17 protein-coding genes are annotated in these 24,258 nt (G+C 42.8%); 4 read left to right on the top strand and 13 right to left on the bottom strand.

Annotated elements, in window-relative coordinates; genetic code table 11:
* Positions 1 to 183 precede the first annotated feature (183 nt).
* Entirely contained in the window at positions 184 to 798 is a 615-nt protein-coding gene (locus ACED29_RS10535) for a LysE family translocator (protein ID WP_124016246.1), read from the top strand.
* Positions 799 to 807: 9 nt separating this feature from the next.
* Entirely contained in the window at positions 808 to 1,809 is a 1,002-nt protein-coding gene (locus ACED29_RS10530; protein ID WP_182698878.1) for an NADH:flavin oxidoreductase, read from the top strand.
* A gap of 132 nt (positions 1,810 to 1,941) precedes the next feature.
* On the opposite strand, the gene mdoH is transcribed toward ACED29_RS10530, so the two are convergent.
* The 11 genes from mdoH to ACED29_RS10475 all read right to left on the bottom strand — a co-directional run bounded on the left by mdoH (position 1,942) and on the right by ACED29_RS10475 (position 19,150).
* A complete protein-coding gene (mdoH, locus tag ACED29_RS10525; RefSeq protein ID WP_371697627.1) occupies positions 1,942 to 4,080 on the bottom strand; it encodes a glucans biosynthesis glucosyltransferase MdoH in 2,139 nt (712 codons plus the stop codon).
* Complete coding sequence (locus ACED29_RS10520; protein ID WP_182721908.1) at positions 4,077 to 5,669, bottom strand: glucan biosynthesis protein G; 1,593 nt, start codon at positions 5,667 to 5,669, stop codon at positions 4,077 to 4,079. Before ACED29_RS10520 ends, mdoH begins: the two co-directional genes overlap by 4 nt.
* Before the next feature lie 749 nt (positions 5,670 to 6,418).
* A complete protein-coding gene (locus tag ACED29_RS10515) occupies positions 6,419 to 6,787 on the bottom strand; it encodes a hypothetical protein (RefSeq protein WP_371697626.1) in 369 nt (122 codons plus the stop codon).
* A gap of 27 nt (positions 6,788 to 6,814) precedes the next feature.
* The gene (locus ACED29_RS10510) at positions 6,815 to 10,027 is read right to left on the bottom strand and encodes a DEAD/DEAH box helicase (RefSeq protein WP_124016250.1); all 3,213 of its coding nucleotides are present in this window, start codon (positions 10,025 to 10,027) and stop codon (positions 6,815 to 6,817) included.
* A 676-nt stretch (positions 10,028 to 10,703) separates the two neighbouring features.
* Positions 10,704 to 11,828, bottom strand: coding sequence for a HupE/UreJ family protein (locus tag ACED29_RS10505; protein WP_310736371.1), 1,125 nt, complete (start codon positions 11,826 to 11,828; stop codon positions 10,704 to 10,706).
* Positions 11,829 to 11,838: 10 nt separating this feature from the next.
* Positions 11,839 to 12,987 (bottom strand): tetratricopeptide repeat protein, encoded by a 1,149-nt coding sequence (locus ACED29_RS10500; protein WP_371697625.1) that lies wholly within the window; start codon positions 12,985 to 12,987, stop codon positions 11,839 to 11,841.
* A 141-nt stretch (positions 12,988 to 13,128) separates the two neighbouring features.
* Positions 13,129 to 13,671, bottom strand: a complete 543-nt coding sequence (locus ACED29_RS10495) for an Ig-like domain-containing protein (RefSeq protein WP_371697624.1) — start codon at positions 13,669 to 13,671, stop codon at positions 13,129 to 13,131.
* 10 nt (positions 13,672 to 13,681) lie between these two features.
* Positions 13,682 to 15,268, bottom strand: coding sequence for a DUF4331 domain-containing protein (locus ACED29_RS10490; RefSeq protein WP_182721912.1), 1,587 nt, complete (start codon positions 15,266 to 15,268; stop codon positions 13,682 to 13,684).
* 458 nt (positions 15,269 to 15,726) lie between these two features.
* The gene (locus ACED29_RS10485; RefSeq protein ID WP_371697623.1) at positions 15,727 to 16,440 is read right to left on the bottom strand and encodes an anti-sigma factor domain-containing protein; all 714 of its coding nucleotides are present in this window, start codon (positions 16,438 to 16,440) and stop codon (positions 15,727 to 15,729) included.
* Positions 16,437 to 16,973, bottom strand: a complete 537-nt coding sequence (locus tag ACED29_RS10480; protein ID WP_371697622.1) for a sigma-70 family RNA polymerase sigma factor — start codon at positions 16,971 to 16,973, stop codon at positions 16,437 to 16,439. The genes ACED29_RS10485 and ACED29_RS10480 overlap by 4 nt, the downstream gene beginning before the upstream one ends.
* A gap of 224 nt (positions 16,974 to 17,197) precedes the next feature.
* Positions 17,198 to 19,150, bottom strand: a complete 1,953-nt coding sequence (locus ACED29_RS10475; protein WP_124016255.1) for a monovalent cation:proton antiporter family protein — start codon at positions 19,148 to 19,150, stop codon at positions 17,198 to 17,200.
* A gap of 162 nt (positions 19,151 to 19,312) precedes the next feature.
* Between ACED29_RS10475 and ACED29_RS10470 the strand changes: the two genes are divergently transcribed.
* Entirely contained in the window at positions 19,313 to 20,203 is an 891-nt protein-coding gene (locus ACED29_RS10470) for a GGDEF domain-containing protein (RefSeq protein ID WP_182698883.1), read from the top strand.
* An 86-nt stretch (positions 20,204 to 20,289) separates the two neighbouring features.
* On the opposite strand, the gene ACED29_RS10465 is transcribed toward ACED29_RS10470, so the two are convergent.
* Positions 20,290 to 21,741: a RimK family protein gene (locus ACED29_RS10465; protein ID WP_124016257.1), complete on the bottom strand. Its 1,452-nt coding sequence runs from the start codon at positions 21,739 to 21,741 to the stop codon at positions 20,290 to 20,292.
* A 50-nt stretch (positions 21,742 to 21,791) separates the two neighbouring features.
* Here ACED29_RS10465 and ACED29_RS10460 point away from each other — a divergent pair, with 50 nt between their 5' ends.
* A complete protein-coding gene (locus ACED29_RS10460; RefSeq protein WP_371697621.1) occupies positions 21,792 to 22,910 on the top strand; it encodes a peptidase C39 family protein in 1,119 nt (372 codons plus the stop codon).
* 504 nt (positions 22,911 to 23,414) lie between these two features.
* Here ACED29_RS10460 and ACED29_RS10455 read toward each other — a convergent pair.
* A complete protein-coding gene (locus tag ACED29_RS10455) occupies positions 23,415 to 24,053 on the bottom strand; it encodes a Vat family streptogramin A O-acetyltransferase (RefSeq protein WP_371697620.1) in 639 nt (212 codons plus the stop codon).
* Positions 24,054 to 24,258: the final 205 nt, after the last annotated feature.

Genomic DNA, 24,258 nt, shown 5'->3' with positions numbered 1-24,258 from the left:
TAATTTCGCAATGTAACACAGATGCAAAAACGATAGAATAAACCTAAGTGAGATAAAAAAATCAATAAAAATTAGATGGATACTTTAGCGTTAACCTGTTCATTACCTGCATCACTTTACGCTATAATCGCAAAAATATTTTGCTAAGTTATCCTGTCCCTTAATATGAGTTGAACTGAGATAATGCTATTACAACAAGTTATCGCGCTGTTTTTCACTATGCTCATTTTAGCCATAGTGCCAGGTCCGGCTGTATTTGCGGTGGTATCGCGATCATTTTCGAATGGATTTAATCATGGTACTGCCATTACCTTTGGTGTATTGCTGGGGGATTTTATTTATATCCTATTAGCACTGTTTGGGTTATCGGCAATAGCTAACGCCATGGGGCCAACATTTGAGCTAATAAAATACGCTAGTGCGCTGTATTTATGCTGGCTTGGCATCAGTATGCTGCGAAACACAGCAAAGGGTGTTCAGTTAGCCACCACGCCCAAGGTCAGTCAGCTTAAAAATATCATCACCGGCACAGCAATTGCGCTAGGCAATCCTAAAGCCTTAATATTTTACGTCAGTTTCTTCCCTGCCTTTGTGCCGATGAACCAAGTAGATGTGACCGATGTTATTATCATACTGGCTACTGCAACCCTGGCTTTTGGTTCTGTTAATCTGACTTATGCTTATTTAGCCTCTAGTGCAAAGCATGTATTTACCTCACCCAATGCGGTCACCATAATCAATCGAACCGCAGGCAGTATTATGTTGATTGCTGGCATATTGATCGTGTTAAATATTTAGGATGTTGCAATGAGCGCAGTACGCTTTACTCCCCTTACATTAGTCAATGGATTAACCTTAAAAAATCGTGTTGTGGTACCTCCAATGGCATCCCAAACGGCAGACAATAATGGTTTAGCCACCGAGAAAACCTTTAGCCATTATCAAGGCTTAGCACAATCTGGTGCGGGCTTAGTGATGGTAGAGTATAGCCATGTCAATCTAGCTGGTCGCAGCGAAGCAAATCAGCTTGGCGCCCATGATGACGCCTGTTTACCTGGACTGAGTCAAATTGCCAAGCTATTACACCAAATGGATGTTAAAACAGGCTTACAGATTACCCATTGCGGCGGCAAAGACAGTGCTGCTATTAGCACCGATATTATGGGTCCTTCTGGCATTGTAGTGCCAGCATACGATCGTGTATTACCCACACCGCGCGCCATGACACAGGATGATATCGCAATATGGCAGCAAGACTTCGTCAATAGCGCTATTCGTGCCGACAAAGCGGGATTTGATTTAGTCGAAATCCATTGTGCTCATGGTTATGGTATCAATCAGTGGTTATCGCCGCTAACCAATCAACGTACAGACCAATACGGTGGCAGTGTTAAAAATCGTGCCAGAATCTTGCTAGAGATGGTCAGTCAGATAAAACAAGCCGCGCCTAGATTAGCCATAATGACCCGTATTCCCGGTCAAGATGGTTACCCAGGAGGCCTATCCCACAGCGATATGGGCCAAGTGAGCCAGTGGTTAGTTGATGCGGGCGTGGAAATACTCAATGTGTCGTCAGGCATTGGCGGTTGGAACAGACCTAAAGATATCCGCGGCGAAGGCTTTTTAGTTGCCGATGCTGCGCCATTAACAGGTAAAACTGCTGCTGCGGTCATTGGTGTTGGCGGCATTGAAACCCTTGATTACATTGAGACCATTTTAACGAACAAGCAAGTAGATCTGGTGGCAGTTGGCCGCGCCATTTTGGCAGGGCCAACTGATTTTGCAACACGTGTGATGGTTAACAATTAATCATGATGTAAAGTCCATCATGGCTCAACGTCATAGTAGCCGATATGAAATCATCATCTATAGTCTAAGCTTGAGTAGTAAAAAAGGCCCGAATAACGCGTTATTCGGGCCTTTTTAATTCTAGGACAGACATTACTTGCCGATTGTTTGCAGCTTTTGTAGATAATCCGCTTTGCTGAGTAAGGCGATGACTTCTGCCGGTTCTAACCATGATTCCAATTGCGATAAGCTTTCAGCATGCTCCAATTTCCACTCGGCAATGATCCTCGGAGCATAAAACAACGGTTTTTGCTCATCTAAGTCAGGTAACTGAGCAAGGTGCCATGTAAATAACTGTGGATTATTCACCAGTCGACTGAACGGATGCATGTGTTGTAGATGTGGCATTTTAGCTAGGTTGGCTTTCAATTCAACCAGAATGTGAACTGGCTTCTTTTCTTCTGGCGCTCGCAGTAACCCAATGGTTTTAATCCATTTCGTGCGCCGCGCGCCGCCGCTCAACCATGAAAGTGGGATCGATAACATTAACCCTATGGTGATCGGTAATAACCAGTAAAACAATTCCTTACTTAGCAACATTGCAGTCAAAGCAAGTACAACACCAAACACAGTATGGCCAAGATGTGCACGCATCACTGGTATCCAGCTCAATGCGCCGTCATCTCTTGATTGGGGCATCCAGCCGCTGTCTTTACCTCGAAATATAGATAACACCACGCCAAACTGCGACACCATCAGAATTGGCGCATACAGAGCAGACATTACCATTTCGAATAAGGTACTCAAGGTTAACAAGATTGGGCCACCAAATCTTAAGCACCGAGGAATATTAATCATCGCAGCAAACCAGCCAAAGGCTTTGGGGGCCAATACAATTGCCATTGAAACCACAAACAGACTTAACGCGCGCTCAGAGTCAAACACTGGCCAGGTTGGAAACAGCGATGGATTAGCAAAATACTCAGGGCGAATAAAAGCCGCCTGAACGGCAATCGCCAGCCCCACCATAATTAACGCTAACCAAAAAATGGCACTTAGGTAAGACATGACCCCAGACAAAAGATGCAACCGGGTTGGCAAGGAAAACCCTCGGGCGAACATAAATGCCGAATGCTGTAAGTTGCCCTGACACCAGCGTCGATCGCGGATCATCACATCAAGTAACGAAGGAGGGGCTTCTTCAAATGAAGCCTCAATATCGGTATCAAAACGTACCCCCCACCCCGCACGGCGCAGCAGCGCCGCTTCAATAAAATCATGACTTAATACATGGCCGCCAAAAGGTGCTTTACCGGGCAGAATAGGCAAATGACAGGCTTCAGCAAAGGCTCTAGTGCGAATGATGGCATTGTGTCCCCAAAAATTTGAAGACAAACCATGCCAGGCTGACAAGCCCGCAGCATAGATGGGACCAAAACATTGATTAGCAAACTGTTGTAGCCTGCTGTATAGGGTATTGGCGAAAACAAGTGTCGGCAAGGTTTGAATAAGGCCGACACCAGGCGCAGCGGCCAAACGACGTGACAGTGTCACCATCGACTTTGCGCTCATGATGCTGTCAGCATCAAGCACTATCATGGCTTCATAATCACCGCCCCAACGTTGCACCCAGTCACCGATGTTACCGGCTTTACGTTCACTGTTTTGGTGACGACGACGATAATACACTGGACACTCTGGTTGATATTTATTGATAAGTGCTAAAAAGGTAGCCTCTTCAGCAATCCAAGCATTAGCTCGATTAGTATCACTGAGAATGAAGAAAGCATACTTGCCTGGCGCTGTAGCAATGAGATCTGCACTCATGGCTTCAATTGTAGCCCTAATGCGCAGCGGATCTTCATTATAAATCGGCAGTAAAATAGCCGTTTTAAAGCTGGGGTCTATTTCGCTCTCTTTTACTAACCGCGGCTTGAGATGCAATAGAAAACCCAATAAGGCCTGCGAGAAAGCAAAAGCAACCCAAAGAAAGTTAATACTAAACAACACTAAAAAGACTATCTGTAAATTGGTAATGTTATTGGTGTTTAGCACCAAATACATTTCCCTTATACCGTAAGTAGATAAGCCCGCAGTGACCATAAACACAAATAATTGGGCAACAAACGTGCGAAGTCTAAACAACATAGTCTGTTGACTGGAATTCAATCGATGACCAGCCTCAGAAACTTCATGACGATTCATAACCAATGGCGATTCGTCAGGCAAGGCTCGTTTACGATGATTTTTTTCGGTCATTGCCGCCGACAAAGCATTATCTTGTTGTATCATAATGGCCAGTCCTCCGACGTAAATCGATACAACCACGTCATGCCAAGCGGTTTATCGTTATTCCTCAGCTGTACACGCAATTCAGCTACATCGGCATCTTCTGGATCAAAAGTAACAAACACTCTTGCACCATCAACATTAGGATTGGGCTCAATACGGGCCTCTAAAATCGCGCCACTACTGATACTCGCATCAACGCTAATGTTGCTAACATCATTTGCACTAAGATGGCTATAATCGATAACGATCTCGTTTTTATCGGTAAATAACTTACGACCACCAGCCGTTCGAACGACTTTAACTTTGCCCTCAGTTTTGGGAATATTATCTACCCAAGTGAGTTGGTATGAATATGCAAATGGCTGATCTTTTTTCAATCCATTTTCTGGTTTCCAATAAGCAACAATATTGTCATTGGCCTCCGAATCCGATGGGATCTCAACCAGTTCTACTCTGCCTTTACCCCAATCACCTGTTGGTTCAACCCAGGCAGATGGACGTTGATGATATTTGGCTTCAAGATCTTGATAGTAATCAACTTGTCGATGTGGCTGCATCAGACCAAAGCCCTTAGGATTTTCGTCCATGAAAGAACTCACCTGCAATCCCCGTGGATTATTCAGTGGTCGCCAAATTTTCTCACGATTACCTTTCTCCATCAGCAAGCCTTCAGAGTCATGCACCGCTGGACGGTAATCTGCTGTGTCAGCACGGTCTATACCGCCATGCATAAACATTGATGTTAACGGCGCCAGACCCACATTTTGCACATCTCGCCTTGGGAAAAGCATTACATCGACCCCCATTCGAGTTGGATCGCCAGGGTAAATCGCAAAACGATAGGCGCCGGTTACACTAACACTGTCTAGCAACGCATGAACCACTATCGCCTTTTGGTGGCTTGATGGACGTTCGATCCAGAATTTTTTAAACAGCGGATATTCTTCGCCTTTAGGATCGGCAACATTAATGGCTAGTCCACGGGTCGACAAACCATAAGCTTGCCCTTTAGATACTCCCCGAAAATAACTGGCCCCCTGAAACACTAAGAACTCATCTTTATAATCATCGCGATTAATGGGGTAATGCAGACGAAAGCCGGCATATTTGCCGACTTGTTGCAGTAACTGACCAATTGACTCATCTGGCACTCTAAATGATGATTCAGACACGGCAACCGGAAATGATTTACCGTTTTCGACCACATCAATGTCGACTAACTGTTTATAGATATAGCCAGGCGCAAATAGTTGTATAGAAAAAGGTGTGGGTGCATTGCCCCAAATAGCGGCATCTTGCTGGAAATTAATTTGGCGATAGGTGGAATAATCTATTTTAGTCAGCGCTTCAGGGGCTTGTTTAGGTTCAATAAAAGGTTTCTGCGACAATTTACGTGCAATCTCGACGACTGTGTCATGGGAGAAGGCCTTACCATCCGTTTTGGGTATTGTTGTCTGAGCGTTAACAAGGTTTGTCCATGAGACGAGTAACACAAATACGACAAGGTTAAGAAAACCTTTGACAGACAATTGGTCATAAATCCTTTGTTTAACCGGTGAATCGCAAAACAGATTCAAAGTCCTTAACATATAAAACTCCTTAATTGAGCATTCACAAAATAACATCACAATATCGCACTAGTAACTGAACTGACCCTCTGCTATTAATCGGAAATAATGTTGATCGAGGTAGGCGTTAATCGAAGATCATTGATATCGGCTTAACCTCAGATTGGGTTAAGCAATGGGATAAACGAGCCAAATTTGAATATGGGTTTTACTCATCACAATGTCAGGACAAAGGACGACTTGATATCCGATATTATCCCGATTTAAGGTTCCTTGTTTGTACTGGGTTTATCACGACAACATGGGCTCAGCTTTGCAAGAGAGTGAAACCAAGTCGTTTGAACATAAACTTCTATTTATTAATAGTAGAGCTTCTAGTTATTAATAGCAGAAAAACTTAATCGTTTTATGTATTTCCCCTACAATATGAATCATCTTTAATACTCCAACGGTATTTGGCTTAACGATAAAGCCCGTCTTTCCACCAGCAATCGCGATTATCTGTAATATGCCATCAGGCAAATGCAATCGACTATGCTATAAGTGTTCCAGGTAAATAAATTGACCTAATAAAATGAGTAAGCTGAGAGGAACAGAGTTGAAGTGATGGCTTTGGGATCATGGCTCAATAAAGCCAAAAGGAGTGACAAAATAAACGGTCATTGGATCACAGCGTGCTGATCAGGGCGTTAATCTAAGGCTACTTTTAAGCATGAGTTAACGCCCATATCGATTAGAGCAAACATGATATGGACATAGGCAAAATGCACTTAAATCAGGTCTGACGATATTGAGATAATACCTTTAAAAATAAGCGGATAACGCCTTACCCTCTGACCAATATCATCACTCATCACTTGTCGATACAAACGTTCAATGTCGTCATCATCTTCAAACACTAACAACAATCTGTCGATTGCCGTATGCAGACCTTTCTTCAAGTATGGCTGAGCCTGAAACTCAGCAATATTGTGTCTCACAATCGCTATTTTTTCAGGATGAAGCCGAAGCTCGGCAAACACTTGCTCAAAATACGCCATATGTTGAACAGGTGTCGCCCGATTTGAGCGCCGTTGTCTTGGCTGCGACGAACCTCGTTTAAAGTACACTGCTGGCAATGACGTTACCTCATTAACCATATGTTATTCAATTAACTTCACCGTGAGTTAACTCAATAGAGCCAATAAATCATTGGCACTGCCCTGCCATGGACCTTGAGTGCCATCCGATAAAATACTGTCCGCTAAACCTTGCTTATGCTGCTGCATTTCTTGAATTTTCTCTTCAACAGTCCCTTGGGCAATCAGCTTATACACAAAGACCGGATTTAACTGACCAATACGATGGGCACGATCAGTTGCTTGCCTTTCTGCGGCTGGGTTCCACCAAGGATCAAAGTGAATAACGGTATCCGCAGTGGTTAAATTAAGCCCGGTGCCACCAGCTTTTAAACTGATCAAAAACACTGAGTTGCCGCCTTCTTGAAACGCATCAATCTGGGTTTGACGGTCGCGTGTTTGCCCTGTCAGCTTACTGTAAGTAATCGCCAAGCGTTTTAACTCATCTTCAATCAGCGCTAACATGCCAGTAAATTGGCTAAAGATAAGAATTTTACGGCCATCTTCAATCATGTCAGGCAGGTTTTGGATAAGCCAAGTCATTTTAGCGTTATCTTTTACTTGCTGAGCTTGTTCAAGCTTAACTAAACGAGGGTCGCAACAGGCTTGGCGAAGCTTGAGTAACGCATCTAAAAACTCAATATGGCTGCTCGATACGCCTTTTTTAGCAAACAACTCACGCAATTTTTTCTCCATCACTAAGCGGATAGATTCATATAAATTACGTTGGTCTTTTTCAAGCTCCAAGGTTTGGATAATCACCGTTTTTTCAGGTAACTCAGATACCACTTCCTGTTTAGTGCGTCGCAGCATAAAGGGCGCAATACGCTGGCTCAGTAACAAGGATTTTTCGACATCAGCCTGCTTTTCAATCGGACCTCGAAACTGTTTATTAAAGTAAGTATGCTGACCTAATAGACCTGGTAAACAAAAATCCATCAACGATTTTAATTCGCCTAAATGATTTTCAAGTGGCGTACCTGATAAGCACAAGCGGAACTTGCCTTTGAGGGTTTTAATGACTTGAGTAACTTTGGCTTGGGCATTTTTAATCTGTTGTGCTTCATCCAAAATAATGTGTTCAAACACATATTCACAGTAAATCGCTTCATCACGCAACATTAAAGGATAAGTGGTCACGACCACATCAAACTGGTTAATTTGGTCTAATAATGGTTGGCGTTTATTACCGTGGATCACCACGACATTAAGCGATGGTGCAAACTTGTTGGCTTCTTTTAACCAGTTACCAACTAAACTGGTCGGGCAGACAATTAAACTGGTGCGATGTTCAGTCGCTTCTTGTTTAGCTTTGAGTAGAAATGCCAAAGCTTGAACTGTTTTACCAAGGCCCATGTCATCGGCTAAAATGCCGCCCAGTTGATATTCCTTGAGGAAACACAACCAATCAAAACCCTGTTTTTGGTAATCACGTAATGTCGCATGTAAACCATTGGGTAATTCAACCGGAACAACCCCTTTAAACTCAGCCAGTTTCGTGGCTAAGTTGCGCACTCGCTCGCCATTAAGCAAACGCACATCGCTAGCAGACAAATCATTTAAAATATGTGCACGGTTACGAGGTATTGCAATTACATCACCAGAATGGCGGTTAAATAACTCTTGGATAATGCTGATCAGTGGCTTAATGGTTTTGGCTTTAATTTTAATAAAGCCGCCATTAGGACCAGGTAACAGCAATTCATCGTCATCTGCTGGTTCACCATTTTGTTGTAACCAACGAGCAACTAAAGCCAATAACGGTACACTCTGCCCATCAATGTCGGCACTGAGTGATAACGAAAACCAACCCGACTCATCATCGTCAACCAAGTCGACATCAAGTTGTGCATCAGTAATTTGTAAGTCAAAATCATCATCAAAGTGAATGTCCATGCCCAATGCACTTAACGCATCAAGACCATCACTGGTCAACTCAGACCATTCAAAAATAGACTCAGGTAATAAACCGACACTGACATAATAGGGTTTATGTGAACTAACTAAGACTGGATCGGGCTCAAGCGTCACTAAGCCAATATCGGTTAATGATTGCAGCGCAGCTAATTCATGATCTACCTGTCGATGCACTTGATATTGCACCTGATCCTTTTTAACTAAGCTAATCCGTTCTGGCTTAGTCGAGGCATTGAAAGTAATTTCACCATAACAATGATCGACTCGAATAACCGGTTGCATGATCTGACTGCTGCTGAAAAACTCACGCGTAAAGGTTAAACGTGTAACCAGTTCCGCGGTTATCTCGCAAAAATCAATCTCGCTTGGAACAGGCACGGTTTTAGGTGAAAAATGTTGCAGCATTTTATGGCTAATCGCATCAACTTGAGCCAATGGCACCGGCGGCATATGCTGTAACAAACTGAGTTTTTTCACAGGTAAATCTGTGTCTATTCGGCCTAAATGCAAATAGTCTAGTTCCACATACAAAGGGGGCTCGGTGGCAATAAACTCCCAATTTTCAAGCCCAGGCATGCGCATTTGCATTTGAGTATGTTTTTTATCTATCTCACACCAGATAAACTCTGGGGTAATGGCTTTGGCCCAGGTCAATGGAGTGCGATTTTCTTCCCAAAAACACACTTCGGCGGCAAGCATTTTTGTCAGGGCTAAAAATGAAATTTCGCCATCGATATAAATTTTTGAGCCTTGATTATTAGATGATAATAGCAAGCTAATAATTTGTTTATCTTCAGGATCTATCCACCAAGGCATGCTATAACGAATATCGGCTAATGCCAGCTTACTGCCTTTATTATATTGATCTTTTTTATTTAATTTACTGCGTTTGAATTCGACAAATATGCCGTGAGGATCATTAGATAACACATAGATAATGCGGTCTTTTTCTTCCTCTTCATCTTCAAATTCTGCTACCGTTTTTTGTTCATCAAGTTGGCGTAACCATTGATGAATGCGCTGTTCTTCAACCGGTTTTTTATCCACCAGTGCCAGCATAGCTGCAGCAACGTGTTTACAATTGGTTCTGACCGGACAAGTACAATGAGATCGCATCACAATTTTGTGATTAACGTTGACTAGGGTAATTTCTTGACGATAAGGCTCGGCAGCAGATCCCTCTACATAGGCCTCAATATCATGGTTGTTACTGCTGGCAGTAACTTCGAGTACCCGGCCTTGGATCAAATAGTTTTGCGCTTTTTGAATTTGCGTGGCCGAAAACAGTTTCGCAATCATCTCTAATGAAAGCTTAATGGGAAGATTAAACAGTTTCGCCGACATCAATATACCTAATAAAACCGCAGCAAAATAAACACTGGCTGCTGATAAAAAAGTTAACTTGCCATTCTATGGAAGAAAGCGGGCAATATCTAGGCTTAGCTGGTGTTTCGGACAAAAAACTCGTTCAAACACACTATATTATTGAGATTACGCACTCAGCGTTGCTATCAATACACAGATACAGCAGCAAACCGAATCATCATACGAATTAACCCGTAAAAAAGTTTTACTTATGTTTGCGACAAATGAGCAAAACCAGTGGCAAACTGGTTTTATGCGACCATTGTTATAATACTGTGCCATTAAACGGCAATTGAGACGAGCAATAACCTAGAGGTTTTTTAACGGGTAACGTATCGCCAATCAATATGAACCATCAGTATTGGCTATAAGGTTGTGGCGATTAAAAGATAGCCATAGAGTGTGCCTATTGTTGCTAAGGGATAGTACTTAGAGATATGGTTGAAAGACATTGGGCTTAGTCCAATGCTACTGGGTTAACACTGCTGCTTAAGTATGTCGGCTAAAGGCTAGTGACCGACAGTCATGTTGGCGCATTTCTGTATAACCAATACCAGTAAGCGCTAACGCCACGCAGTTTAATCCATTGCCGAGAGTGTAATCTTAATAACAAGTCGCCACAGATAAGCGCTGGCGACTTGTTATTAAAGCAATATTAGAAACGTTCTACCGACCACTGAATCGCCATCAAGCCAATCGCGATAGATCCAAGCTGCATGCCCCAGTTTCGATACCAGTTTGTGTGGCGTAAAAAGATTAACAACGGCAGCACTAGAGCTAGAATCGCCAGTTGGCCAATTTCAACGCCAACATTAAAAGCTAAAATCGCTAATAGTTTTTGATTCTCTGGCAGTCCAAGTTCACCTAATACTCCCGCGAACCCCATACCGTGCAATAAACCAAATGCAAAGGTAATCCAGCCTAATCGCAACACAATCGGCCAAACATTATTTAGTGCGGCAAACAATACCGATAATGCAATACCCAGCTCAACCCAATGGCTACTAAAATTGAGTATCCCTAATGCTGTGGCCGTTAATGTCACAGAATGCGCTAGTGTAAACGCGGTAATAATCCATGCAGTGTCTTTAAATATTTGCTTAGGATTGTCTATCGGATTCCATTTTCTCTGCTCACGCACTAATACGCAGGTTAATAATAACGCCAGCAGAAATAGAACATGGTCAGTGCCCTTCCAAATATGAATAATCCCTTGATACACATATTCAGTAAATGTGTCACTCACCTGACTTTCACCTAAGTTAATCAATATTATGCGGTTATCATTGCTGATCACACGAGCATATTGATGATCGGACGTGATAATTGTCGTGATAGCTTTATGATCGGAGTCGATATTAAAAAAAGCATTATAATTTATCGATAACGGGCCAGAGCTATCGCAGGCAGCGTTAAATGAACTAACCAAATACCCTTCACTAAAATGCTGATCAATTTGCTGGATTGGATTAAAACTGAGCGGACAATCTTGTTGCCTACTGATCATTAATGATGCGCGTAAATAATCCATCACCGCCACTTGATGAGCTTGTAACTCTGCCCAAGTAAGTTGGCCATCTTGATTGTCATCAATAGAAACGATTTGGTTGATATCGAAAAGGCGCACTTGCCAAGTCCCGTCAACTTGCCCTTGCTTATCCAAGTTAACAGCCAAATAACTGGTGCTCATTTGATGGCCAAAACTGACATGACTGAACAGCAACAGTAGCAATAATAAACCGCCTTTTATCATCGAAAAAAATCCTGTTAATGCTTTCACTGATTTATCCTTAGCCTGCTAAATTGTCGACAGTAAGATTGCCACTAGCTTGTACTGACTTTTTATCATTTTTAGCCTGACTGAACAATGCCTTAGCTTGCTCTAATAGCATTCTGTCATTAGTTTGACGTGCTACCTGCCAGTTTATTTTAGCCCAGTAAAGTGCTTTTTTGGGCTGTACATCAACCTTTAAGTAATATTGTGCTAAATCGGATGCATGCAAGCTGTCATGTCTTTGCTCGCGCAGTGTCACGCGTTGAGCAAAAGCCCATTGCCATTTTACAGTATTGCCAAGGTGTTTTTCCGCTATGGCAAGGCGCAACAGTAATGCATCATCCTGCACAGGATGTTGCTCAATGACGTTAGACAGTTTGTCGTACACGACTTGATGCTGATTAAGTGACAACTGCACATCTGACCATAAGGCTAATAAACTGACTGGCGCATTATCCATGTTCGCCTGATCTAAATAGCCTAATGCTGCTTCTGCTAAATCTTGCTTTAATGCCATATCTGCAAGAATTTGCACAAGCCAAGTTTTTTCTGGTTCATTCGCCGGCTGATACAAGCGATACAAACGAGCCAATTCTTGATAGCTTTCGGCCAGTTTGCCATTTTGGCTAGCGACCTCTAGAGCACAGGTAGAAATCAATAAAATATCGGCTTTACCGATTAACGTTAAACACGCTTGTCTTGCTGCAACAATATCCCCCTGTACCAGATGAATATTGGCTTTTAATAACCAACTGTTAACCGCGGTTGGCTTTAATTCAATAGCGCGATCTAACGCTTTTAATGCCCGATCGAATTGATGCTGATGTTGTAATACCCGAGCATATAAGTAATAGGTTTGCGCATTGGGACTGGCATTAGCCATCTTGGTTTGTAACCAAGCTTTTGCGCGGCCATAACGGTAATCCGCCTCACCTGGATATTGTCCTTGTTCAATAAAATCACTGATGTCATCTAAACTCATCTGTTGATCGGTATCATTAAACACCTTCCAAGTTGCAACAACTTCGTTGTTATCCTTAGGTGTATAGGGCGCCGCAAGGCTATTACCGATGAACAATAAGCATAGGCTGGCAAACATGCCCATATTAACCATAGAGTGTCGGTACTTTATCATTTGTGTTAACCGCCCTGTTGTCACTTGCATAACGCCTCCAAAATGCCATCCTTGGTCATTTATACCCTGTAATACACCACTAACCCCCTGTTAATAAGATGATTAATCGCTGCAATAGCAGGGTATATTGTCCTATTTATATTGTTACCTGAGCTAATAACAAACGCACTATTATTCGAGTAATAAGTCATCGTAAAAATCAGTCGTTGATACATCGTTGTCAACCACACGGCCATTAACACGCAAAGGTGCTGCTTGGCTTGGTTGTGAAAATGCCTGACGACTTAAACTTGAAAACATCACTTGCTCAGCATCAATAGTAATGCTTACCAGCGCAGTAACAGGATCATTTACGCCATCGCTCACAGCCAAGGTAAAACTGTCCATGCCAGTGACTTCATTTGCCGGAGTATAGGTAAACTCACCATTTGCCATTAAGCTCAGCGATCCCAGCGTGGGTTGATTCACTAGCGTAAACGTCAGGGTATCGCCGTCCTTGTCGGTGGCAGCTACTTGATCGGTTACCGCAGTTTCAGTCACAGTAGACAACATCAAACCACTTACCATAGGCGCACTGTTTTTAACCATTGCCATTGGATCATCATCTGAGTTACACCCAGCTAATAATCCTGCGCTGATCACACTGACTAATACCACTGGCTTAGCCATAGCGTTAATAAGCTGGCGAGTCGCATATCGAATTGAAGTATTCATCTTGTGTTCCTTATTTTGAGCCAGAAAGTGGCGTCGCTAAATAGGGGAAGTGATCCATCATCATAGTCGCATCAACCGGTGCGCCATCTGTAAATGGCACAGTACCAACACTGGCATCATCACTAGTACAAAGGCCTAAATCAGTATCTGTTCCATTAACTGGGATCGGGTAACATAAACGTCCCATGACCACGCGCAGGGCAATATCAACGACATCATCACCAGGACGACGACCATTAGGGAAACCAGCTAAATCATCGCCTGCAACACCAAAAGCGGACTGCATATCGCGAGGTTTTGCTGGAATACCAGTATTAAGACGCAACATTTCTGATGGCGTCACCGTTTCAAGTTGGTTAACACCGGCAAAGCCTGTTAGAAATGCAGTAACGAGATCATTACGAGGGAAATTGGTTGGTGCTAATGTCTCAATATTTGTGCCTAAAGTTTGATTAACTGCATCTTTAAACAAAATATTGAGCAATTCAGGTAAGCTTGGGTGGGTGACATAATCAGCAAACTGAGTATCATCTTTTGGCTGTGAAGTCGAAAAGGTGTCTTTGTCTTTTAGGCCAATCACTAACTCGTTCACCAGCGGATTACCTAGACGAGAGACTTGAGTTAATGCCCCACCGTTAACTTCAGTTTTACCTACTTTTGCATTTGGATTTAAAATACGCGCTTGCGGTAAACTGGCGGTAGTCCATGCACCGATAGTGCCGTTACCTTGAGTGGTTAAACATGTCTTTGGCACTTCAATTGAAATGGCTGTAACATTTTTATCCATTAAGTCATCATTATCGGCTGATTGGGTAATACCACCTGGAAAACCGCCTTGATCACCAGCACCCGGAGCACTATCACCTTCCACTGGTACATAGTTTACTAAGTCAAAAGTTTTGCCTAAGTTAACCACGAAAGGGTCTTTACGTTGACCGACAAACACCTTACCAGGACTGGCACAACCGTCGAGGTTAAATTCGTAAATGAATTGTCCAGCATAGCTTGCATAAGCGCTGCTATCACCGAAACTTTTATTACCAATATAATCCAGAGGTTTATGGAACATCCCGCCAGCAGTATTGCTCAACACTGTTGCACTACCGCTATTTTGTGGTCCTTTAACAAGTGTTAACTGATACGACTCGCTAAAGTTTGCCGCACTTTGATCTGCTGCTGTAATGCCACCAATATTTTTTAGCGGGACTGACACACTGCGTTGATTACCAGCTGGACCAACCGTTAACGCAATACCTTGATTATTATTGGCAAGCTCATTGGTAAAGTTAAATTGAAAGGTTAAATCTTCTACTGCATCACCGTCGTTATCGATATGAATGCTGTATACCGCAGCAGGATCCATCGCATAATAGTTAGGTCCGCCGTAGGCGTCTTGCAATGGAATATAGTTAGCGATAAGGGTGACGTAGTCTTCACGTCCTGCTTCATAACTGTTAAATGCATAAAAATCGGTAGAATCTAATGTCGGAAAACGCGTGATATTCGGTGCTTCTCGGTGACTTGAGGCAAATGCATTAGCGCCTAACAAAGTGCTGCATACCATACTGGCGATTAGGGATATTTTTAGTACTTTCATGACCATTTCCTTGTTGTGTAGTAGAGTCATGTAAGTAAACGGCTCAGGTTCCATTTTGGATGCAGAATTTAGCCATTATTGTTGCATTAATTTTAAAACAAAAATAAATTAACACTAAGATACTGAATTATAAAGATTATAAACCTATGCTTAATTTGAATTATTTTGATGATTTTTGAATATTTGTTGATAATCATCTGAAACCTTATCGATTTTGCATCAATACTGCAGCTTGATACTCAGTAAACCTGAGTACATTCACCCCGTCACGGTTCGTCATGATCAATTCCTGCTAGAGTGATAATTTAGTGATAATTTCGCGATAATAAAATCTTTCCCCATAAAAAAACGGCCAAGGATATCTCCTTTGGCCGTCTCGATTTATGCTTCAGCTTATTGTTGCGTGAATAAGCATTTACACATCATTGTTATCCCGCATTCACAGACTCATTAATGGATTATAAAATTGCCAGCTCTGCGGTATACAACACTTCAGTAGGCATGCCATTCGGTGAACCGTTTAAAGGCTCTAAACTGACCGCTAAAGCAACAATATCGACATCATCAAACTGACTACTTTTCGCTAAACTCAGCTTACCCGATTTAGGTAACAAGCCCAATGAGATGGGGTTTTCAACACCTTTCGCCACCATCCACAACTCATAATCTTTGTTCGGCAAAGGTTTTAGGTTACTGGTAGAGCGAACTTCAATAGTATTGGCCGTGACTTCAATAAGCCATAATGCTTTAGCTTGCGCACTTTGCACAACGGCAACTTGTTGCGGCGCCGCCACGGGCACAGGTTGGTTATTCACCAGGATAACCGCCATAATAATGGCTGCGGCTGTTGCCATGGAGGCCAGGCCTTTCCAGACGCGATGGCGAGTTGTTAAAGGCACGACATTGGGTGTCTCTGGTGCTGGAGTGTGGCTCAAATTGTCAACAAAACCCAGCGTATGACGAATATTTTGCCACACATGATCATCAGGCTTTACCGGAGGTAATAACTGGTTCATACCATGCAAATGTTGCTCCCATAACCAAGTGCTTTCACGCAGGCTAGGTATTTGCATCATTAATTTTTGAAACCGACGTCTAGCTTGGCCACGCAATGTGCCCAGCACATATTCTGCAGCCAAGGCATCTTTTAATTGAGGATCATGATAATTCATAACGATAAACACCTCTGTAATTGCTGTAAACCACGGCGGATCCAACTCTTAATCGTGCCCAAAGGTAAGTCTAGATGCCCAACCACTTCATGATGCGATAAACCATTGTAGTACGCTAAATGAATCGCTTGTTTTTGTTGCGGTTCAAGCTCGCTCATACATTGATCGAGTTGATTTTTATGCACTTGCGGACCGTCGTCATTGCTGGGCTCATCAAAAATCGCTTCTTGGCCGTCTTCAAGCGGATCTTCTTTTCTGACTTTTTGATAACGCAGCATGTCTAATGCTCGGTAACGCACTATGCTGATCATCCAAGTGAGTACCGACCCCTTGCCATGTTGATATTCGGTCGCGTTATGCCAAATTTTTACGTAGGCTTCTTGCAGCACCTCTTCAGCCAGCTCCCGTCGACCGAGCATTTTCAAACTAACCGCAAATAATTGACTGCTAGTCGACTGGTATAAATCAGCAAAAGCTTGTTTATCTCCATCCGCACTGGCACTCAGTAAGTTAAGTAATGTGTCTTGATCCATAATATGCCACGCTTCCCGGTAATGATTCGATGTCGTTAATACGGGCTGTTACTGCATATATAGAATAAAAAAAGCCCTTCAGAGTGTATACGTTACAGCCTGCTAATTGGATGCAAGTTTGATAAAAAAACGCTCAGCGCCCTTTAATATACTGATCCTATGATTGGGAAAATTGATGAAATAGAAGAGTTATACTCCAGAAAAGTGATGCAAACAGGGAACCACTATCCCTGCAGCAAGTACTCTTCAGCTTTTTCGATACTGCGCGGTTTACCCACCAGCATTAAAATATCATTACGCCTTAACACCCACTCTGGTGGCGGAGGATTAATCTCCTCCCCTTTACGACGCACAGCTCTAAGTTCAACGTCTAATGCTTGCCATGGAATATCAGCAACGGTTTTCCCCACAGCACTGGCTCTTGACGCCAGTGATACTGCATGGAGTAAATCCAGAGTGAAATCAGTTTCGGTGCCCGAAAAAAAACCGTGTAAATATTGGTAATGGTTACGTCGCTCTGATTCTAAACGCTTAATAATACGCGCTAATGGTACTCCACATTTAAACAAGACTTGCGAAACCAGCATCAAACTGCCTTCAAGGGATTCAGGAATCACTTGGGTTGCGCCGGCTTCTTTAAGCTCATGCAAGTTAGCATCATCGCGGGTACGCACGAGTATTTTTACATCAGGAGCAAGCTTGCGTGCTACGGCTAAACACTCTTCAGACTGGCGTGGCTCACAAAATGTCACCACCACTAAACTGGCATCACGGATGCCCATCTTCTTTAACAGTGCCATTCTGCAAGCATCACCAAAATGAATGTTCTCGCCCGCCGCTCTGGCCTCTGACACGCGGGTGGGGTCTAAATCGAGTACCATGTATGGCACGGCTTCTTTTTTCAAAAAGCGCGCTATTGTTTGCCCTACTCGGCCATAACCTAAAATAAGCACCACGTCACTTTCATCAGAATGAGGTAAAACAACCTCAATAGGCTCAGATTTAGCTGCTAACTTGTTACCGCTAACCTTTTTAGCGATATCAAGGCTATGGCGGATCAACCAAGGTGCCATAGACATAGAGATCACTGCCACAGCAACTAATACTGTGCTGACTTCGTTATTGAGCAATTGATAATTCACCGCCAATGCCAATAACACAAAACTAAATTCACCCACTTGACCTAAACTGATTGCCGTACTGAGTGATACCTTAGTATTTTCGCCTACAAGCTTGAGTAAACCATGCACGATCAAAATTTTAGTCAGTACCACTGCGACTAAAATTAACAGCACTTGCCACCAATATTGCATCACCAGATTAAAATCCAGTAGCATGCCGATTGAGATAAAAAACAGGCCCATTAATAAATCACGAAACGGCCTAATATCAGCCTCTAACTGACGTCGATACTGACTTTCGCCCAGTAGCATACCAGCAATAAACGCCCCTAATGCCATTGACAGTCCAAGCCATTGAGTAAACGCGCCCGTCACTAAGGCCACAACTAAGGTAGATAATACAAATAACTCATTTGAGCGTGAGCGAGCCACTTCATCGAAAATACGTGGCAATATCCACTTACCAAATGACATTAAGCCGACAAAAGCCAAAATACCAGTGAGTAATTCCCACATAATACTGTTGAAGCTCATTTCCACATCGCCTTTGGCTAACAGCGGCATTAAAATCAATAACGGCACTACGGCTAAGTCTTGAAATAACAACACACTGACGGATAATTCGCCGTGCCTGCGCCTTAACCAGTTTTGTTCGTTTAGCAACTTTAATACAATGGCCGTTGACGACAAGGCAATGGCTGAACCAATCACTATTGCGGCCACTAAATCCTGGCCAACCAACATGGCGATGCCGCCAGCCACAAAAGCCGTTATCAACATTTGGGCGCTGCCCAAGCCAAACACTGTGCGGCGCATGGCCCACAATCTAGGCACAGAAAACTCCAGCCCTAAAGTGAACATCAATAGCACGACACCTAACTCAGCCACAGACTGCATTTGTAACTGGGTAAACCAATGGAAACCACTGGGACCGCTGACCACCCCAGTGAGTAGATAAGCTAAAATGGCAGGTAAGCCGAGACGGCGTAATAATGCAATCGCCACAATCGCAATCACAAGCATCGACAAAATATGGATAAAAATGCTGTGTTCCATTATGGCTTTGGCTCCTCGTCAAAAAAGTGTCGAAAGGGAAATAAAACGTTTTCTAAATACTACAGTAAAACAACAAGCAACTAATAACTATAGAAAAATTTTCATAGGCACGGTTTTTGCTAATAAATTGACAATTAGTTGTAACGTACTGGAGTAAATACTATGGATTTCGCACTAGCAACAGAGTTCTATCCTGATGATTACTGGTACCGTTCAGACGCTTACTTGAATCGGGAGTCTGATCTAGACCTTGTTCAAGTAATTCAACAACTACATGGAAGTTTAGATCCTCGGACAGTTTTTGCCTGTTTTGGCAAAGTCCTAGGACAACATTTGCCGATTAAAGGACTGCAGTTGACCCTAGATAAACAAAAATTTGTTTGGGGACGTCATTACGGTATTGAATTAAAACATACTATTAACGATAACAATGACAGCTTTGCTATCACTTATCAGTTGTCTGTGCCACTCAACTCGGCGCAGAAGAAATTATTACAACGGCTTGAAAACATGCTCATTCAACCGTTTAATAATGCATTAAAATATCAAGCAATGTCTAATCAAGCCATGTTTGATGCGCTAACTAACTTAGGCAATCGATATTATTATCGTCAAGCTCTTGATATTGCATTAGCCCGAGCGAATCGCAAACAAGGTCAGGTATCATTAGTGATATTAGATTTGGATAAGTTTAAACAACTCAATGACGTACACGGCCATAAAGCCGGTGATTACGTTTTAGTAGGGTTTGCAGCATTAATTAGTGAAGCGATCCGTAATACGGACCAAGCTTTCAGAATTGGTGGTGATGAGTTTGTGATTATTACTCAAGGAAATGCAGATGCAGCGGCAATTATTTGCCAACGTATTATTGATATGATGCCAAAACATTCTGAACTGACCGAATATAATATTCAATGCAGTTTAGGCATTGCGCAATCATTACCACAGCAACAAGCAGAAAACTTATATGAGCGAGCGGATAAAGCCATGTATGCAGCAAAAGCAGCCGGACGTAATTGTTTTCGGGTCTGTGAAAACAGCATAATATAACGCCGCAAATGCGTAATACAGTACACAACTAATTAACCAAAAAAGACCTTAACAGGTCTTTTTTGCCATGCCCTATGCTATCGTGATTACATTCCGCGAAGCTGAATACGCCTTAAAAATTCAGTCATCACCCTGTCGTAAACTAAATCCCCTAAAAACAAGTCTTCTACGCCATGATCAATACTCGGATTGTCATTCACTTCAATGACATAAGCCTTACCGTCAATTTCTTTTAAATCGACACCATACAAACCTGCACCAATTAAGTTTGATGCTTTAACCGCCGCATCAACAATATTTTGCGGCACCATTTTTAAATCGATACAGTCAAAATCACCACTACTGACACGGCCGCTTTGATGATGTTGATAAATCTGCCAGTGACCACGACTCATAAAGTAACGACAGGCATAAATAGGTTGGCGATTTAGCACGCCAATGCGCCAATCATAATCGGTAGGCATAAACGCTTGCGCTAAAATTAACGCACTGTGCTCAAAGATAATCGCAGCTTGTTCAAGTAAGGTTTCACGGTCGTTCACCTTAACAACCCCAAGGGAAAATGCCCCATCGGGTACTTTAAGTACAATCGGTAATCCTATGGTATTAATCACATTATCGGCCCAGTTTTTATCCGAGGCTTTAAAGATGACACTTTTAGGCACTGGCACTTTATGTTTGTTTAATAGCTCGGTCAAAAACACCTTATTAGTGCACTTCATAATGGATTCAGGGTCATCCATTACCACTAAGCCAAGTTGCTCTGCCGCTTTCGCAAATCGATAAGTAAAGTTGCTGATATTAGTGGTAGAGCGAATAAACAAGCCATCAAACTCACTTAACCGCGCCAGATCGTGAGAACCAATTTGGACTAAATCCATGCCGATACGATTAGCCGACTTAGTAAATAACTTCAGCGCCGCTTTATCTGATGGTGGCATTTTCTCATGCTCATTCACCAGCATGGCAATTTCATAACGATAGCGTTTCGACGGTTTAGGTAAACGCCATACTTTTTGTGAAAACACCTCTAAATACTTAGCGAATAAATCTTGTTCTGATTCGGTTAAGTCTTGAAAAGCCGCAGGCTCAATGGAGCCAACTTGCCACTTTCCTGACATTTTTAACAAACTCACTTGCAATACCGGCACGGTAAAACGTTCAAAAATTTTGCGAGCAAGCTTGTCAAGCGACGGATTATCACAATAGCCAAAATAGAGCTTCATGGATATTTCAGTCACAGTATCAGGCAGCTTATCTAAACCAGCTTGAGGTAAACTAAAAAAACGGTCCTGAGATAAATCATTAATGGTCATCACACGCGGGATCACCCGGTGACCGCGTGCTTCAGCCATTAATGAACAGTAATAACCTGTGCTTAAATAATCATAACTGCGACACAAGTTAATCACTTGCATGGCACTTTGCTCGGAAAACGCCCCCATTTCTAAATAATCATGCACTGTGACCATATGGTCACTGGGTAAATAGGGACGCCAATCATTAACATCGTCGGTGACAATTAAAAAATGAGCCATAAATATCGATTGCCTCTTGTGCGGTTTAGCGCGTAAATTAAGTCACTATCATGTTTGCCAACTCGAGCCAACTCATGCTGCTTCGTCAAGCTATTCCCAGCGATTTATCCCAGCTTAACCAAATCGAATCCAATGCCTTTAGTGGTGATAAAATCAGCTCTCGGCAGATGAAACGCTTTATAAACTCGCCACTGGACAGCTTATTAGTCGCCGACATAGATGGCACCCTTGCAGGTTATGCATTGGTGCTATTTCATCGTGGCACACGTCTAGCAAGGCTATACTCTATTGCTGTTGCGAGCGAATTTAGAGGTCGCAACATTGCCTTTGAACTGGTCACACAATGTGAACATACCGTGGTCGAGCGCGGCTTCATTACATTACGCCTAGAAGTGCGAAACGACAACATCGCGGCCAAAAATCTTTATTTAAAAATGGGTTATAAAGTACTCAAAACATTAGTGCATTATTACGATGACTTAGCTGATGGCGTGCGCATGCACAAACGCTTAGACCCGCCAGGGCCAAGCAAAGTCATCAAGATGCCTTTGTATGTGCAAACCACACCCTTTACGTGTGGCGCCGCTTGCTTAATGATGGCCATGAGTGCGGTAAAAACGCACTATAATCCGAGCCGAGTTGATGAGTTGAGTATTTGGCGCGAAGCCACCACTATTTTTATGACCAGCGGTCATGGTGGTTGCAGTGTGCATGGTTTGGCTTTAGCAGCCATAAAGCGCGGATTACAGATTGAGATGTACAGCCAGTCAACGTCAGTCCCCTTTATTGATAGCGTTCGTGACAGCAATAAAAAAGCCGTCATTACCATAGTGCATGACGACTTTTGTCAGCAATTAGCCTCACAAGGAATTCAGATCCGCAATGCATCACCCAGCCTGACTCAACTTCGACATTGGATTGACAGCGGTTATGCTGTGTTATTAATGATCAGCACCTATCGATTTAACGGCGAGAAAGGCCCACATTGGGTAGTATTAAGTGGTTACAACGAACAGTTTATGTTTATTCACGATCCGTTTGTTGAAGCACAGAAAGATGCGATTAATGCGGCTTATGTACCGATTAGCCAATCGGAGCTGGCACAGGTGATGCAGTATGGGAAGCAGAAACAGGTGTCTTGTTTAGTGGTGAAGTCATCTTTGGCTTAAGATGGTTAAGCTTTTTATGGCAAGCGGCCACAACTGGCTTTGCAAACTTCGTTTGAATTGAGATCGCAAGGTTCCACCCTGCACGGGCCAAAAGGGGATCAACAGCAATCCCCCTCTTGGATCACCCCTGCCGTTCCGGCAACATTTTCGCTTTTTAACCAAACAACAGCAGCGAAAAAATTGCGACGGAAATTGCTCTAGCTTTTGACTTCGTTTGCAGCCTGCTTCGGCCCATCTTACAATAAAGAGTGAAAATGCTAACGCTTCCGATGGGGCATCCCTTCCCCTCGAAAGCTAGCTCGCCATCCTTGGCTAGCTCACGTATTCTTTTGTAAGGAGTCTTCAACGGCCTCAAGTTCAGAGTTGAATTTAGGCATTTTCATAAAAAACTAACTCGTTTTTGGACAGAAACGAGCTAGGTTTCCAAATCTAATTCGTAAGTTTAGGATTAAAATTTCTATGGATTAACGCCGCATTCAGCGGTTTGTCCGCTGCAATGCTTTGTTAAAAGCAGTTTACTTTCCGAAGTGCAATAAGGTCACAACCAACTATTGCTTCGAGATTTTCAGTAATCTTTTCAGCGCTCCAATCCCACCAGGCTATTTCTAAGAGCTCACTAATTGTACTATCATCAAATCTATATTTAATGACTTTAGCAGGGTTGCCACCAACAACGCTGTATGCTGGTACATCGGATATCACAACCAACTTACTCGCTATTATTGCGCCATTGCCAATTTTGGCTCCCGGCATAACTGTAGCTTCGTAGCCGATCCAAACATCATTTCCAACTTCTGTATCGCCTTTGTAGGGTAACTCACCCTCTTTAGGCATTACCTTCTCCCAGCCATTACCAAATATTTGGAATGGGTATGTCGAAAAGCCAGAAATTTTATGATTAGCGCCATTCATGATGAATTTTACGTCTTTTGCGATGGCGCAAAATTTCCCTATTAAGAGCTTATCTCCAATAAACGGAAAATGATAAAGCACATTGCTCTCAAATCGCTCAGGACCTTCAGGATCATCGTAGTAGGTATAGTCACCAACAATGATATTTTCAGAAGAAATGAAGTTCTTCAAATATCCTACTTGGGGAAACCCCTTCATGGGTTCCTTATCTTCAGGACTCGGACCTCTCAAAATACCTCCTTTGTGTCTGTGACTTTTAACGCCTTGCTCACCGGAAAATTAGGAGCGTAGCGAGTATTTTTTCCGAGTGCAGCAACTTGATACTCATTGAGCCTCCTCCCTAGCAAGCCGCATCAGCGGTATGCTTAAGGTGACTAAACCAACAGGAGAAAGCTCAATGAGATTTTATAATAACTCACATCCATACTACTGTGGT

It is taken from the genome of Shewanella sp. 5S214 (assembly GCF_041439795.1).
In the GTDB taxonomy this organism is placed as follows: domain Bacteria; phylum Pseudomonadota; class Gammaproteobacteria; order Enterobacterales; family Shewanellaceae; genus Shewanella; species Shewanella vesiculosa.
The sequence above is the reverse complement of the archived record's forward strand: the minus strand, read 5'-3'. Positions and strand labels throughout refer to the sequence as shown.

Bases quoted from the DNA above. Each gene is read 5' to 3' on its own strand.
- ACED29_RS10535 (WP_124016246.1), top strand. From the start codon at position 184: ATGCTATTACAACAAGTTATCGCGCTGTTTTTCACTATGCTCATTTTA.
- ACED29_RS10530 (WP_182698878.1), top strand. From the start codon at position 808: ATGAGCGCAGTACGCTTTACTCCCCTTACATTAGTCAATGGATTAACC.
- mdoH (WP_371697627.1), bottom strand. From the start codon at position 4,080: ATGATACAACAAGATAATGCTTTGTCGGCGGCAATGACCGAAAAAAAT.
- ACED29_RS10520 (WP_182721908.1), bottom strand. From the start codon at position 5,669: ATGTTAAGGACTTTGAATCTGTTTTGCGATTCACCGGTTAAACAAAGG.
- ACED29_RS10515 (WP_371697626.1), bottom strand. From the start codon at position 6,787: ATGGTTAATGAGGTAACGTCATTGCCAGCAGTGTACTTTAAACGAGGT.
- ACED29_RS10510 (WP_124016250.1), bottom strand. From the start codon at position 10,027: ATGTCGGCGAAACTGTTTAATCTTCCCATTAAGCTTTCATTAGAGATG.
- ACED29_RS10500 (WP_371697625.1), bottom strand. From the start codon at position 12,987: ATGCAAGTGACAACAGGGCGGTTAACACAAATGATAAAGTACCGACAC.
- ACED29_RS10495 (WP_371697624.1), bottom strand. From the start codon at position 13,671: ATGAATACTTCAATTCGATATGCGACTCGCCAGCTTATTAACGCTATG.
- ACED29_RS10490 (WP_182721912.1), bottom strand. From the start codon at position 15,268: ATGAAAGTACTAAAAATATCCCTAATCGCCAGTATGGTATGCAGCACT.
- ACED29_RS10485 (WP_371697623.1), bottom strand. From the start codon at position 16,440: ATGAATTATCATGATCCTCAATTAAAAGATGCCTTGGCTGCAGAATAT.
- ACED29_RS10480 (WP_371697622.1), bottom strand. From the start codon at position 16,973: ATGGATCAAGACACATTACTTAACTTACTGAGTGCCAGTGCGGATGGA.
- ACED29_RS10475 (WP_124016255.1), bottom strand. From the start codon at position 19,150: ATGGAACACAGCATTTTTATCCATATTTTGTCGATGCTTGTGATTGCG.
- ACED29_RS10470 (WP_182698883.1), top strand. From the start codon at position 19,313: ATGGATTTCGCACTAGCAACAGAGTTCTATCCTGATGATTACTGGTAC.
- ACED29_RS10465 (WP_124016257.1), bottom strand. From the start codon at position 21,741: ATGGCTCATTTTTTAATTGTCACCGACGATGTTAATGATTGGCGTCCC.
- ACED29_RS10460 (WP_371697621.1), top strand. From the start codon at position 21,792: ATGTTTGCCAACTCGAGCCAACTCATGCTGCTTCGTCAAGCTATTCCC.